8 protein-coding genes are annotated in these 13,986 nt (G+C 43.3%); 2 read left to right on the plus strand and 6 right to left on the minus strand.

Going from position 1 to position 13,986, the window contains the following annotated elements; genetic code table 11:
- Window position 1: 1 nt before the first annotated feature.
- Window positions 2–775: a response regulator transcription factor gene (locus OC25_RS17055; protein ID WP_039478480.1), complete on the plus strand. Its 774-nt coding sequence runs from the start codon at window positions 2–4 to the stop codon at window positions 773–775.
- Window positions 776–1,215: 440 nt separating this feature from the next.
- On the opposite strand, the gene OC25_RS17065 is transcribed toward OC25_RS17055, so the two are convergent.
- Entirely contained in the window at window positions 1,216–2,571 is a 1,356-nt protein-coding gene (locus OC25_RS17065) for a Gfo/Idh/MocA family protein (protein WP_039478656.1), read from the minus strand.
- 4 nt (window positions 2,572–2,575) lie between these two features.
- Window positions 2,576–3,313: a 3-keto-alpha-glucoside-1,2-lyase-like domain-containing protein gene (locus OC25_RS17070; RefSeq protein ID WP_052266273.1), complete on the minus strand. Its 738-nt coding sequence runs from the start codon at window positions 3,311–3,313 to the stop codon at window positions 2,576–2,578.
- A 486-nt stretch (window positions 3,314–3,799) separates the two neighbouring features.
- Here OC25_RS17070 and OC25_RS17075 point away from each other — a divergent pair, with 486 nt between their 5' ends.
- The gene (locus OC25_RS17075) at window positions 3,800–5,506 is read left to right on the plus strand and encodes a glycoside hydrolase family 43 protein (protein WP_052266274.1); all 1,707 of its coding nucleotides are present in this window, start codon (window positions 3,800–3,802) and stop codon (window positions 5,504–5,506) included.
- Between the two features lie 492 nt (window positions 5,507–5,998).
- Here the strand turns inward: OC25_RS17075 and OC25_RS17080 are convergent, their stop codons facing one another.
- From OC25_RS17080 to OC25_RS17095, 4 genes are read right to left on the minus strand one after another with little or no spacing between them, the layout of a single operon-like run.
- Window positions 5,999–6,997, minus strand: a complete 999-nt coding sequence (locus tag OC25_RS17080) for a DUF4973 domain-containing protein (protein ID WP_039478484.1) — start codon at window positions 6,995–6,997, stop codon at window positions 5,999–6,001.
- 17 nt (window positions 6,998–7,014) lie between these two features.
- Window positions 7,015–9,093 carry a RagB/SusD family nutrient uptake outer membrane protein gene (locus OC25_RS17085; RefSeq protein ID WP_039478487.1) on the minus strand — a complete coding sequence of 693 codons (2,079 nt, stop codon included), beginning with the start codon at window positions 9,091–9,093 and terminating at the stop codon, window positions 7,015–7,017.
- Between the two features lie 12 nt (window positions 9,094–9,105).
- Complete coding sequence (locus OC25_RS17090) at window positions 9,106–12,189, minus strand: SusC/RagA family TonB-linked outer membrane protein (RefSeq protein ID WP_039478489.1); 3,084 nt, start codon at window positions 12,187–12,189, stop codon at window positions 9,106–9,108.
- A 20-nt stretch (window positions 12,190–12,209) separates the two neighbouring features.
- Window positions 12,210–13,595 (minus strand): IPT/TIG domain-containing protein, encoded by a 1,386-nt coding sequence (locus tag OC25_RS17095; protein WP_039478491.1) that lies wholly within the window; start codon window positions 13,593–13,595, stop codon window positions 12,210–12,212.
- Window positions 13,596–13,986: the final 391 nt, after the last annotated feature.

Here is a 13,986-nt window from a genome sequence, read left to right on the forward strand (position 1 = left end):
TATGACCGACAGTATTTTAATTATTGATGATAATGAAGATATCCTGGAGTTTCTGACTCAGGTTTTTGCAGGCACCTATAAATTACATCTGGCCATTAACGGAGAGATTGCACAGGAAATTCTGAATAAGGAGATTATCGATCTGATTATTTCGGACATCATGATGCCCGGAATTGATGGCTTTGAACTCTGTCAGCTCATTAAATCAAACGTAGAATATTGCCACATCCCAATTATATTACTGACTGCCAAAAACACTTATAAGGCGCACATAGAAGGTTTGGAAGTTGGGGCCGATTTATATATCAAAAAGCCTTTTTCGCCGCAATTGTTACGCCTGCAAGTGGCCAACCTCTTGCAAAACCGGGTAAAAATTAAAGCGCATTTCGCCAGTGCACCTTTCGAGGATGTACGCGTAGTGGCCAATTCTAAAACAGAAGAAGCATTTTTAAAACGGCTGGATGAGTATGTGCGCAAAAATATTCAGGACCCCAACCTGGATATCGACCAGCTTGCCGAGCACATGCACATGAGCCGGCCTACACTTTACCGTAAGATTAAAGCCATTTCGGCGCTCTCGCCAAAAGAACTGATTGATGTTACCCGGCTTAAAAAAGCGACCAAACTCATAGCACAGAACGAATTCAGTTTCTTCGAAATCGCCAAAATGGTGGGTTATGGGTCGCAAAGTCTGTTTAATAAAAACTTTCAAAGGTATTTTAAGGTATCGCCACAGGAGTATATGAATTCGTTAAGTAAGGATGGTGAAGGGTAAATTGAAGAATTTCCCCAAACGGGAAACGTCATGCTGGTCCGATAGCTATCGGACTTGTTTCAGCATCTCATGATTGGAGAGACCCTGAAATAGATTCAGGGTGACGACCATAAGGGGCTTACCTTCAAAGGGGAAACTTAGATTTACTTTTTTAGATAAATCATCTTTGCGAACTCCAATGGCAAAACGCAAAAATTGAACGCATATCTCCCAAACGGGAACCGTCGCTCCCGCGCAGGCGGGAATCTTAATGCTTTGGCTATTAATCATCCTCCTGCCCCCTTCAAAATTTGTTTGTCACCCTGAGCCTGTCGAAGGGCATTAACTCACATCTTATTAGCGCGCATCATCCCCCTGCCCCCTTCAAAGGGGGACAAGGTCTCGCGTAAACTAAAAATGCCCGGAATTTATCCGGGCATTTCTGATTGATTGAGATTAATTTAGTATTTAAATACTTTGCCTCCTACCATCACTTCTTTACGGCTGGCATCGAAAGTTGCTTTTTCTCCGGTATGCACAGCAGCATTAGTCATGATATTGGCGATGGAATGCTGGTAACCTGCTTCAACAGGTGCATTAGGTTCTTTTCTGCTTCTGATGCACTCCAGCCAGTTACGCATGTGGTTAGAGCTCAGCACATCTGCCCCGGTATTGGCCGATGCAGCCGCAGCCGATGGTGCAGCCAGTTTAATTTCTGGTAACAGGTTGGCTTGCATTTTCATTGCAGCGGCAGCCCTTGCGGTTAAACCACCCTGTGGCGATATGGTATTGGTAATCAGGTTCAATTCCCCTCCATTCGAGTAGTAAATTTCGGCAGGTTTTTCATCTCCATTGTGCATTCTCGAAGTAAATACCACCTGAAAACCTTTAGTCAGATCATCAAGCGGGCCATAATCAAAAACAGCAGTTGTGGTATCCCAATTCCGCCTGCCATCTTTCCACTGGTAAATGCCACCGTTTGCCGTAACGCTGCGCGGATGCTGCAAACCAGTAAACCAGTGCACGGTATCAATCTGGTGGCTCATCCATTGCCCTGGCATACCCGATGAGTACGGCCAGAATAAGCGGTATTCCAAATAAATCCTTGGATCGAAAGCTTCGTAAGGCCGGTTCAGCAAAAAGCGTTTCCAGTCTGTATCTTCTTCTTTCAGTTTCGCTACCAAATCGGGGCGGCGCCAGCGACCGGGCTGATTTACATTCCAGCTGAGCTCGACCATGGTAATATCGCCAAATTTGCCCTGCTTAATAAAATCGGCAGCAGCCTGATAATTTTGTCCGCTACGGCGTTGCGAGCCAATCTGTAAGATCTGTTTAGATGATCGTACGGCTTTTAACGCAGCGTTGGCATCATCCATGGTTTCGGCAAAAGGTTTTTCGCAGTACACATCTTTTTTGTGGTTAACTGCTTCGATAGCATGTAGGGCGTGTGCAAAATCGGGCGTGCTGATAATTACCGCATCCAGATCTTTCAGGGCATAAAGTTCATCGTTGTTTTTGCAGGCGGTAATGCCATGGCCAATCTTGTTTTTGATATAGTCGGCACCTAAATTACGGCGGTAATTCCATAAATCAGAAAGGGCTACAATATCAAAATTCAGTTCTTTATTGTGGTTTAAAAAGCAGGGAAACAGCGTATCTTTAAAACGGTCGGAAAAGCCAACCACTCCAACCCTCACACGGTCGTTAGCCCCGAGAATATTGGCATAACTTTTTGCCGACATGCCGAAAGTACCCACATAGGTACCTGCAGCGGCAATAGCAGCCTTTTTAATAAAATCTCTTCTTGATTCTTCCATAACCTTACTTAAGGGTTTTAATTTTAATGTTTTTGTACGAAACCTGGTTACCATGATCCTGAATCAGAATGTGACCTTTTGGGGCTTCGCCAAAGTTTTTCCAGTTTTTGTATTTACTACCTGCCACTAAAGCTTTAAAAGCTGCTGATCCACGTTCGTACTCAACCACTTTTACACCATTTAACCAATGCTCCACATGGTTGTTTGGATAAACCCTAACTTCGCCGCTGTTCCATTCGCCAATAGGTTTAATTACCGAAGCTGGCTTGTTTGAAGGAATCAGATCGTACAAAGAACCCAGTTTACGGTTACCGTTTTTACCCAGTTTCGCATCCGGATGTTTTTCATCATCCAGCACCTGAAATTCTAAGCCAATACCCGATAAATTGGTTTTCTCCTGTTCGGTTACAAAATATTTTACACCGCTGTTGGCGCCCGGAGTCAGCTTGAAATCGAATTTTAGAATAAAAGCCGAATACTCATCTTTGGTAACAATATCGCCACCTGAGCCCTGCTCCTTTCCGTTTGATGGCAATACAGTTAAAATGCCATCTTTAATTTCCCAGCCTTTGGCCGGAAATTCCGTTTTAAATATGGCCCGCCAGCCTGTGGCATCTTTACCATTCCAAAGCAATTTGAAACCTTCCTTTTTTTCGGCTTTGCTTAAGGTATTTTGTCCATAAGCCATATTTACTGCAAAAATACCTAAGAGAAGCGTATAAATTAACCTGTAGTTTTTCATTAATTTTAATTTTATAGTGATTTAAATGTGTTTAAATGGAGTGTTGATGGACGATAATTCAATATGCTAAGTTTATGGTAAATCATTTCAGCTTTATCAATATCCTGCCACTTAGGCCGCAGCATATCGCTGTCAGAACCTGCTACACTGTTTATAATTGGTTTCTTATTTTCAAAGTAAGCCAATGCTCCTTGCAAAATATGTTCAATTTATTGTCGATTCGTCTCAATTACCTGATCAAAAAATGGATGTAAAAACGAAATTCTGTGTAAAAAATTAAATTGTAAGCGATCGATTAAATATAAACAAAACACTGACAAACAGAAACTTAAACACAAAAAATATAATAAAAACGCTGCATTAATCCGTAATAAAAAAGGTCTGATATGCCAGCGTTCAGTGCCAGACCTCACTTTCATCGTGTTCAGAATTCGTTACTTTCGAGAAACAAACAAATAACAGACTAACTTTTTCACCTCGAAATACATGATTCATTTTTCGCTATCCAGATTTTTAAAAAAGAAAGCAAAGCACCTGCAAACGCAGGAAACCCAACAATCGCTAACCAGGCATCACCTAAGAAACAGTATCATTTACGCATTTATTGGCTTAAGTGTAACCGCTTGTGGAATTAAGAAAACACGCGTAGATAATGCCAGCACACCACACGTGCCTACACAATTGGTTAATCCGGCTTTACCGGGCGATAATCCGGATCCATCTATCATCAGGGTTGATAATATTTACTATGCCACTTCTACCACAAACGAGTGGGCGCCTTATTTCACCATTTACAAATCAACCGATCTTAAAAACTGGAAACTGGTTAATCACGTTTTCCCTGAAGGTTTTAAGGATATGAAAAACCAATGGGGCGAAAATAATTTCTGGGCTTCTGAGCTGGTTTACGATTCGAAACAAAAGCGGATATATGCCTATTATACTGCCCACAACCGGGCAACCAAAGGCAACCCGGGTTTACAATGCGGTGTTGCCTGGATTGATGCCGATAAAATTGAAACCGGAAAGTTTACCGATAACGGGCCCGTAATTATAGAAGATGAGTGCGGTGCGATTGATGCTTTTGAACTTCAGCACGATGGTAAAATTTATGCTTTTTGGAAAAACGACGGCAACGGTTGTGGTAAAGAAAGCTGGATCTGGAAACAGGAAATTAACGAAAGTCGCACCCAATTGCTTGGACAAAAAAGTAAAGTTTTTACCAATAACCAACCCTGGGAAACCGGACTGGTTGAAGGGGCCTGCTTTTTTAGTCTCGGCGAATACATTTACAGTTTATATTCTGTTGGAGGCTGCTGCGACGCCAGGTGCAACTACAAAACCGGAATAGCGCGCACCAAAGACCTCTCGAGCGGGGTTTGGGAGAAATACGCCAACAACCCGATTATGGTAAGTACCAATAAATGGAATTGCCCCGGGCACGGAACTGTGGTAAAAACTGCTGATGACAGGCTGTTTATGCTTTACCATGCTTTTAACAAAAGTTACGATGTTTTTGTGGGAAGAGAGGGGGTTATTGAAGAGTTAATTGTGGGGGCCGATGGCTGGCCGCTATTGCACAATGCAACTGTACCTAACCGGCCTAAATCAGATCTTGATTTTACAGACAATTTTGAAAAAGACAGCAAATTGAACCTGGCCTGGCAGTGGCCTTCAAAAGCGACAAGACCTGAAATGACATTTGCGAATGGCTTAAGTCTGGCTGCTTCTGACGAAAATCATGCTTTGGGTACCTTTTTGGGCCAATATATTAAAACCGTAAACTTCAATATTGAGGCTCAGGTGAACCCTGGCGATGCCAAAGCGGGGATTTGTTTGGGCGGCGCTATTTTTAAAAGCAAATGGCCGGGAGAACTTGGTGGAACAGGCATTACAGCTTCCAAAGAGGGCCTGGTGGTTTTTGACAATTTCGAAGGAACTTATACGGAGCTTAAAAGCAGCAAAGAAAGCCTGACAGGGCCTGCACAGCTTAAAATGCAGATTAGTAATGATGGCAAACAGATCGAATTTTTCTATAAAAAAGCGGGTTCAGATTGGGTGAGCCTGCACCGTACGGAATTTTTAGCAGCTAAATATGTGCCTTGGGGCATGGGCTACCGGGCTGGTATTGTGGTGAAGGGAAATCCATCGCAAAAGGGGTTGTTTAGTAGTTTTTCGATCAGGAATAACTAGTTGAAACTGTAAGGTCTTTGACTACTTAGACTGACAAATTAAAATTCTCCACGGGGTCGTCATTTCGAGCGGCCCCGATAGCTATCGGGGGGAACGAAGTCGAGAAAACTGTTTATAGATCTCTCCATTTCGCTGCGCTTCAGTCGAGATGACGGACAAACACGCGTCACCCTGAACTTGTTTCAGGGCCTCTCCTGCTTTCTTCAAACGATCTTCGATTATCTATCGCGAAAGTACGTAGCGAAGATAAATCTGTTATAGATCTCTCCCCGCCTGTACGGGCAGGCATTTCGCTGCGCTTCAGTCGAGATGACGTTTTTTCTAATGGAATGTCCACGGTCTTCGACAAGCTCAGACTGACAAACTAAGAAAACACCCTACAGCCATGGTTCGTGGCCACACGAATCATTTACCGAAAACGCTTTAAACAAAAACAGGCTGCCCGAAAAATTACGGACAGCCTTCCTTATACAAAACTAAACCAAACTTATCTTACCATTGAATCTGCTGATCTTCATCAGGAATCAGCGTATTCAGATCGCGTTGCATAGATAAAGTACCTTCTACCTTATATTTCAACCTTTGGCCGGGGATGGTGGTATAATCTTCAAACTCATACGAGAGAAACAATGTGGTGTAAACATGTTTCAGGTATGGCAGTTTGGCATCCCAGGCTTCATCTCTGGTGTAGTAAGATTGTGCTGCACCAAGCTTAAATTTATTATCCAAATTATCGCTCCAGACCTCCAATTTTTTCTTTTGTATATCGATATTATCGTTCGTGAACCTGATAAACACCTTATACTTTTTACGGTCCAGATAATCGATATCCCTGATTCCGGCATAAAGGAAAATGGTTTTATCATCAACCACAAAAGTGCGGTAGGTATTTAAAGTTAAGGGTTCGGTATCGCCTTCGAGAAATATCTTATATAAAGTACCTCCATATTCGCCCGAATAATCGTTAAACGGCGTAATGCGCAACATGGTACGGCGATAGTACTTGTTCGGATTAGCCTGATAATCGTACGAAGCATCGTTTAAAATCTGTAATGGCAACACCCATTTATCGGCCTGATCGAGGTCGCCCAGTTTAAAATCAACAGGCACAGTAACCGTACTTACACCTGCGGGCACATCTACTGTTTGGGGCATGGTATAGTATTTATTATCCAGCTGCCTGAAATACAATTCCTGGCGATGCCCATATTGTTCCTGATTTAACCGGGCCAGGGTATCAGGATCTAAACCGATGTGAATGGTACGGTTTTTAGCATTTGGCGTAGAACCGCTCATAATTATAGGCAGGTTAAAACGCACTTTTCCTTCGGCATTATACCTTACATAACACCAGGTTACCCCTTGCGCGGTTGGGTTCGATTTGAATGAGGCCATCTGAACAAATTGTTCTTCTTTCCATTCATCGTTACATGATACAAAGCATACCGCTGTTGTTATCACTAAAAATAGTATATAGATACTTTTTTTCATTTTGCAGATTCTAATAATTATTCAGGATTTGTCCAGCCTGGATTTTGTGTCAGGTATTTGTTGCGTCTTAGCTCATCGTAATGGATAGGCCAGAACCACATTTTTAGGGTAAAAATTGAAGGCAGTGAAGGCGTTTCAACCGGTACATGAAAAAGATCGGCCTGGGCTTTGGTAGCATAGGCATTGTAACCGTAAACCGGTGCCGATTCTTCTGATGGTGCATCTACCCAGCGGCGCAAATCGAAATAACGTTGTCCTTCGGCAAACAGCTCAACCTGGCGCTCCCTTTTTAATTTAATGCGGAATTTATTCGGATCAGAATATACATCGCCAGCATAATCGGGTAAACCTGCACGGATACGAATGGGCTGAATTCCCCTTTTCATTTCCGAAATATTACGTGATATGGCGTGTGTTTTGCTGCCATCCCACGAAGCAATGTTGTAAGAACCATTGATTTCGTTCAAAGCTTCGGCATAGATCAATAACACCTCTGCATAACGGATAGACGGATCTACCTTCGGCTTCATCCTGCTTTGATCGTAAGCCGTAACCGATACATTACTGATATCATCCGGATGCACATATTTTTTAATCCCAACACCTGTACGTGGCCAGTAAGTGGTATTTTTATAACCATTCGGGTCGCCGCGGTAGTAAAAAATCTGCACATTGCTTTTTTCATCACGTACACTTTCGGCATTTAGCAGATTCCAGGTAGCACCATTATAAGAAACTGAAGCATAAAAACGGGGCTCGCGACGGGCAAACTGTTTATTTACCCCAACCCCTAGCGGACCTAATTCAGGGTAAGTGGCCAGCTCTTCCTGCTTAACATAGCCTCCGGTACGGTTTGCGGTGTTGTACCGGCCTTCATATCCCGGTCTGCCGGCATACATGTTGTTCATCCCCGGAATGTCAGTACCATCGTTCATGTAATAGGCATCAACCTGTTTTTGGGTCATGCCATGCGAATTATAACCTTTACCTTCTAAACGTGGCAACTGATGCAATACGAGTACGTTAATGCCTTCGCCGCCTTGATTTTGTCCGTGGGTAAAAATCAATTCCGAATTTTGGTAAGCCGGAACGGTTCCGTTAAATAAAGCGCGGTAAGATTCGAAAGGGTCGATATCGCTCCAGCCGGCAGGCCATGCACTATTCGAAAAGTTACTGTCAAACGGAGGGGTAACGGTTGCCGGGTAAGCTGCATCGCCCGTTGTTTTTTTATAGGCAACATATAAACGGTACTGCCCTAAATCCATCACATCTTTTGCCGCAGCTGCAGCCCTGGCCCACTTCGATTCGTCGTAAGTGCGCGAAAGTAAAGGTTTACCATCTTTGGTAACCAGTGCAGCGGCAACTTCTGCCGGGGCTTTACCATTGGCTAAGGGGCTTGCTGCATACAGCAATATCCGGGCACGTAAGGCCAGTGCAGCACCGCGGGTAGGCCGTGCAATTTGTTGTATCCCCTGTTGAAGCGAAAGGCCTTTGGCGGCTTCTGCCAGTTCGTTAGAGAGGTAAACTGCGCATTCTTCGTAGCTGTTACGGGGCTGTGCAATATCATCGTACTCTTTGGTATAATCAATCCCTTCATCAGGTACAATTGGTATTGGGCCATAGGTACGCAACAATATCCAGTAAAAATAAGCCCTTAAAAAGCGTGCCTGCCCCTTTAGGTCAGCAATTTCTTTTGCGGTAAACTTTTTATTGATATCGATATTTTTTATGAAAATAGAAGCCTGACGGATACCCTTGTAGGCAGTATTCCAGATCTCCTTGCTTTCGCCATTTAGGCCATTTTCGGTGTACTGGCCATTTTTCCACCGGCGGTATCCGTCGCTTTCATCGCCGTAATACATATCATCGGCAAAATTAAAGGGCACATATTTTTTGCTGCTAACATCCTGCATATAATTGCTCGCCATAAAAGAGTAAGCCTGTGCCAGCCATCTGTTGGCATAATCGGGGTTGCTAAATACCTCCTCAGTGGTCATTCGTTCATCAAACAAATAATCCGAATCGAGGTATTTTTTACATCCGCTAATTACTGATATGGCAGCTACGAAGGTTAAGGCCGTAATTATTTTTTTCATATTCTTCATTGCTTATAAATTAACTGATACCCCTACCGATAGTGTTTTGTTAAGCGGGTATGCTTTACCGGTTGAGCTTCCCAGTTCGGGATCCCATAGTTTAAAATTGGTGAACGTAAACAGATTGGTACCGATAAAAAAGAAGCGTACACCACTTAAATGCGCTTTGTTTACCAGTGTTTTTGGTAGCGAATAACCAATATCCAAAGTTTTTAAACGCAGGTAAGAACCATCTCTGAGCCAGAAAGTAGAAGCCCGGTAGTTATTGGGATTGGCACCATAGGTTAAACGTGGATAAGCTGCATTCACATCTTCATTTTCGCCTAACTTCCAGCGGCTGCCATTGGCAACATCGCTCAACACGTTACCCCAGTTTTCGCCCAAACTAAACATGTAAACCGACGAACCATTAATGAAATAGGTTGACTTTCCGATCCCCTGGAAGTGTACATTGATATCTAAACCTTTCCAGCTGGCCGATAAACCAAAACCGTAGGTTAGATTGGGCCGGGTTGTGGCTCCAATGGCTACGATATCGTTATCATCAATTAAGCCATCGCCATTAACATCTTTGTACTTGATATCGCCCGGCATTACTTCGCCGAAAGATTGCCGCGGACTGTTGCGGATATCGTCATAATCTTTAAATAAACCTAAATCTATCAACCCTCTGGCCTGGTTAACCCGGTGGCCCTCCTGCAGTTTGTATTTGTAAATGGTGTTTTCCTCGTCACGTTCAATAATCTCGTTTTTGCTGTAGGTGATATTGCCGCGCAGCGTAAAATCTATATTGCTTATTTTTTGTTTAAGCGTAAAATTTCCATCAAATCCTTCGGCTTTTACCTCCCCTACGTTGGCCGATGGATTGTTCTCCAGGCCAACAAATCCAGGCAGGGAATTACGGCTCATGTAAATTCCTTCGCGGCGCTCGCGGAAAAAATCTATAGCTCCGCTAAACTTATCGTGGAATAAGGAATAGTCGATCCCTAAATCCTGCTTGGTAGCAATTTCCCAGGTTACATTGGGCGATGCTACACTTGAATAGCGGATTCCGGTCCATTGGTTTGAAGAATCGTAATCACCGAAATTGTAACCTCCGCCTGCCATCTGCTCGATGGTGTACAGGTATGGGAATCTGATATCGCCCATATTGTCGTTCCCGGTTTTTCCGTACGAATAGCGGACTTTTAACATGTTGATCCAGCCTAACTTTTTCACGATTGCTTCTTCGCCTATATTCCAGGCTCCCGAAATAGCTGGGAAGAAACCGAAGCGGTAATCTTTATGAAAGTTTTCTGAACCGGTATAGCCGAAATTAAAATCGACGTAATAACGCGAGTTCCAGTTGTAATTGGCTCGACCGGCAAATCCCTGGTTCCGGCGTGCAATACCGTTTTTAAGATCGGTACCGATATTCTGCGTAAATACTTTCGAAGCCTGGGTATATTTAATCACAGCCCCGAAGTTATGTGCGCCGATATTGTTATTGTAGTGGGTTTCCCATTCAAAAAATTCGCGTTTTTCGCCATCAGAACCAGAAGTCTGGGTCATTTTCTGCTCTTCTCTGATACGCTTAAACACCAGATCTCCGGCAGTATTGCGATAACGGTTTGCGCTCCACAATTCTGGAAATTTGTAGCGTTTAATCCAGTTGTTATTATAGGTATCGTAACCAAAACGGCCAAGAAAACGAAGGCCTTTGGTAATAAAATCCAATCGCTGGTCTAAATTTAAGGTGGTTTGGATGTTGTTACTCCAGTTTTCGTTATAACCGGTCATGGTTCCCTGCACCCAGGGGTTAAAGCGATCCTGATCGTTATCCGGATTGCCATCGCGGTCATCGCTGGCCGGAATTTTTCCATCCGAATAACGCAACGGGGCTGTAATGGCATTGTAGCCCATAAGTGCTGTCCAAATGGCATCGCTACCCACTCCAGGGTCGTTTTGTTTGCGCAACGAACCCGAAACACCTGCAGTTAACAGGGTCGATTTGGTAATGTCCATATCCACACTTAAACGGTAGGTATATTTTTTAAAATTGGCGTTGGTATTGTAATTCTTCAGTGCATCGTCTACCTTATACATCCCCTCCTGATCCTGATAACTACCAGACAAATAATAACGGGCTGTTTTTCCCCCACCGCTTAAATTGAGCATGCTGCGCTGGCTTTTTGCGCCATCGCGTAAAATCACATCCATCCAGTTCACATTGGGAAACAAATCAGGATCCAAACCCAGACGTAGCACTTCGAGCTCCGACTTTGAAAAAAGAGGTTCCTGATTGCGGACAATCTTGGCTTCATTGGCCATCGATGCATAAGTATAGCCATCAACAAATTCGGGCAGTTTGGTTAGCTGATTATAAAAACCTTCTACTTTGGCATTTATGTTTACTTTACCCTCTTTACCGCGTTTGGTTTTAATTAAGATTACCCCATTGGCACCCCGGCTACCATACATAGCGGTTGCAGAAGCATCTTTTAATACCGAAAAGGATTCTACATCTTCTACGTTGATTTCGTTCATATCGCGTTCAAAACCATCAATTAATACCAATGCGGCATTGCTGGCCCCGAAAGTAGAGATACTACGCACCCAGAATTCGGAAATACTACCGGGCCTACCCGAAGTTTGCATGGCCTGTATACCGGGTACTACCCCTGCCAAGGCATCGGCCATGGAGGTAGATGGGTTTGATTTTAACTGATCGACGTTTACTGTGGTAACGGCGCCGGTAATGGAAATCTTTTTCTGCCCACCGGTAGCGGTAACCACTACTTCGTTTAGCACACTGGCATCAGATTCTTTCATGGTTACATTTACCACGCGCTGTTCTTTGATCAATACTTCTTGTTTTTCGTAACCTACAGAGGTAAATACGAGGGTTTGATATGGAGGTACTTTTATACTGAATTTTCCGTCTCCATCGGTTATTGCACCCAATCCGGGCCGATTGGCAACAGAAATACTTACCCCGGGTAAGGGGAGTTTCCCGATATCTGTTACCGTCCCTTTAATGATCACCTCCTGCTGTGCAGCAACATTAAAGGTAATGCCTAGCAAGACGATGCATGTTAGTAAAATAAATCTCATCATTATATCGTGGGTATATTTAATTATTCTTCTTTCGCTATTTTTCTGATCAGCCAGTTACCGGTATCACCGATGTAAAAGCATTTTCGGGTCTCATCGTAGGCAATTGCCTGCGGACTATTGAAACGGGCTTCGGTACGTAAATCGCCATCGGCATATCCGTTGGTACCGTTATTACCACGACCGGCAAAGGTGCTTACCCTACCCTGTGGCGTTAAGGTGCGGATGGCATGATTGGCTTTATCGCAGAAATAGAAATCGTACTGGTCTCCTCCTGAGGTCTCGTAATCAGGATTTTTAACAAATACGCCTTGCACAGGGTTATTTAAACGGGCATTGGTACCAATTCCATCGGCATAACCGGCAGTACCGGCAGCACCACAAATGGTATAAGGTGTTTTAAAGGTTTTCTTATCGCGATCGTAATCGGTACGCATGATATAATGCTTCTCATATTCAACCAGATAGGCATAATCGCCCGAAGGGTGCATAACCATATAAACCGCAACCGCACTATAGGGATTAGAGAATACCAGCTTATCTTCTTTGGTATTAAAATCGTACCTGCGGATATCGCCCGCCCTGTATCTCGAATAATAAAGTTCTCCATTTTGCGGATGCACCATCGTTCCGTTTACACCACGTGCATATACTTCAATGGCTTTTTTCTGAAGGAAATTAGATTCACGGCTGAAAATGTAATTGCCATTTTTGGTATCGCTCGAGTGGTTGTGCGAAACAATCATGTCCTGGTTTCCGTCAATTCGCCAGTTCATGATCGATACACGATCCAGGTCGGTTCTGAAATAGCTTACATATTTTTTCTCGAAATCGATAAAGCGGCAACTATTTACATCGCCGGTAAAATACATGTGATCAGGGTTTTTCGGATCAATGGTGAGCCAGGTAATACCTTTAAAAGCACCGCAATCGTTAAAAGGGCCTTCTTTTTCTTCAAAATTACTGGCTACTTCATAATATTTCCCCAAAAAGGTAGAAACCAGCAATTTCCGGGTATACGAAAATGCCTCTTTCGATATGGCCTGGGCCAGTTGCTGGTTATCGCCTCCCAGAATGGTAATTTTAATATCACCGGCATAGGCTGCTTCGGGAATGATACAATACAGGCTGTTGTTTTTTACGCCTATCACTTTTGCGGGCTTTCCGCCTATGGTTACTTTTATTTTAGAAAGATCGTTTCCAAAATTATCGCCATATATCACCAGATTGTTCCCTACAGCGCCTTGCTTGGGGTAGAAATCGGTAATCACCACTTCTTTTCCCGGGTCGTAGCCTACTTCTTCGGTTAGCTCATCGTGTTTACACTGCGTTAAGCCAAGCACAATGAAACTGAGCAACATCCAATGGATTTGCCAACATTTGGTTTTAACATTGTTTTTTGTTTTCATATACATATTGCTTTAATCCCGGCTGCCGCGCCAGGTTACATCACATTTACTTATTGATTGCTGTTTAAATTGAGCCTGATAAAACGTTTTTATAAAGACCGCTTAGCGCTTTCTAGCTAAAAATGAAGACATTAGCAAGCGGAATACCTTCAAAAAAAATGGCATAAGCATATCCCTGCGATGTTTTTAAACACCACACCAAATGGAAGCCTGAACTGCCTGTTGCTAAAAATTGAAACCTATATCAGCGATCGTTTTCTTGATCCAGCCTATTCAGTAGACATATGCGAGATAAGCATTTGCGTTAAACGCAGATGACCGTTCTGTTTTCTGAAAATTGTCTGGAACTTAAAAAAACGTCTGTAAATACCTTTTTCGGTACTTGTCAGGT

This window comes from Pedobacter kyungheensis, assembly GCF_000812965.1.
In the GTDB taxonomy this organism is placed as follows: Bacteria; Bacteroidota; Bacteroidia; order Sphingobacteriales; family Sphingobacteriaceae; genus Pedobacter; species Pedobacter kyungheensis.

Excerpts from the sequence above, each read along its gene's own strand:
- OC25_RS17090 (WP_039478489.1), bottom strand. The coding sequence starts at position 12,189 with ATGATGAGATTTATTTTACTAACATGCATCGTCTTGCTAGGCATTACC.
- OC25_RS17070 (WP_052266273.1), bottom strand. The coding sequence starts at position 3,313 with ATGAAAAACTACAGGTTAATTTATACGCTTCTCTTAGGTATTTTTGCA.
- OC25_RS17085 (WP_039478487.1), bottom strand. The coding sequence starts at position 9,093 with ATGAAAAAAATAATTACGGCCTTAACCTTCGTAGCTGCCATATCAGTA.
- OC25_RS17065 (WP_039478656.1), bottom strand. The coding sequence starts at position 2,571 with ATGGAAGAATCAAGAAGAGATTTTATTAAAAAGGCTGCTATTGCCGCT.
- OC25_RS17075 (WP_052266274.1), top strand. The coding sequence starts at position 3,800 with ATGATTCATTTTTCGCTATCCAGATTTTTAAAAAAGAAAGCAAAGCAC.
- OC25_RS17095 (WP_039478491.1), bottom strand. The coding sequence starts at position 13,595 with ATGAAAACAAAAAACAATGTTAAAACCAAATGTTGGCAAATCCATTGG.
- OC25_RS17080 (WP_039478484.1), bottom strand. The coding sequence starts at position 6,997 with ATGAAAAAAAGTATCTATATACTATTTTTAGTGATAACAACAGCGGTA.
- OC25_RS17055 (WP_039478480.1), top strand. The coding sequence starts at position 2 with ATGACCGACAGTATTTTAATTATTGATGATAATGAAGATATCCTGGAG.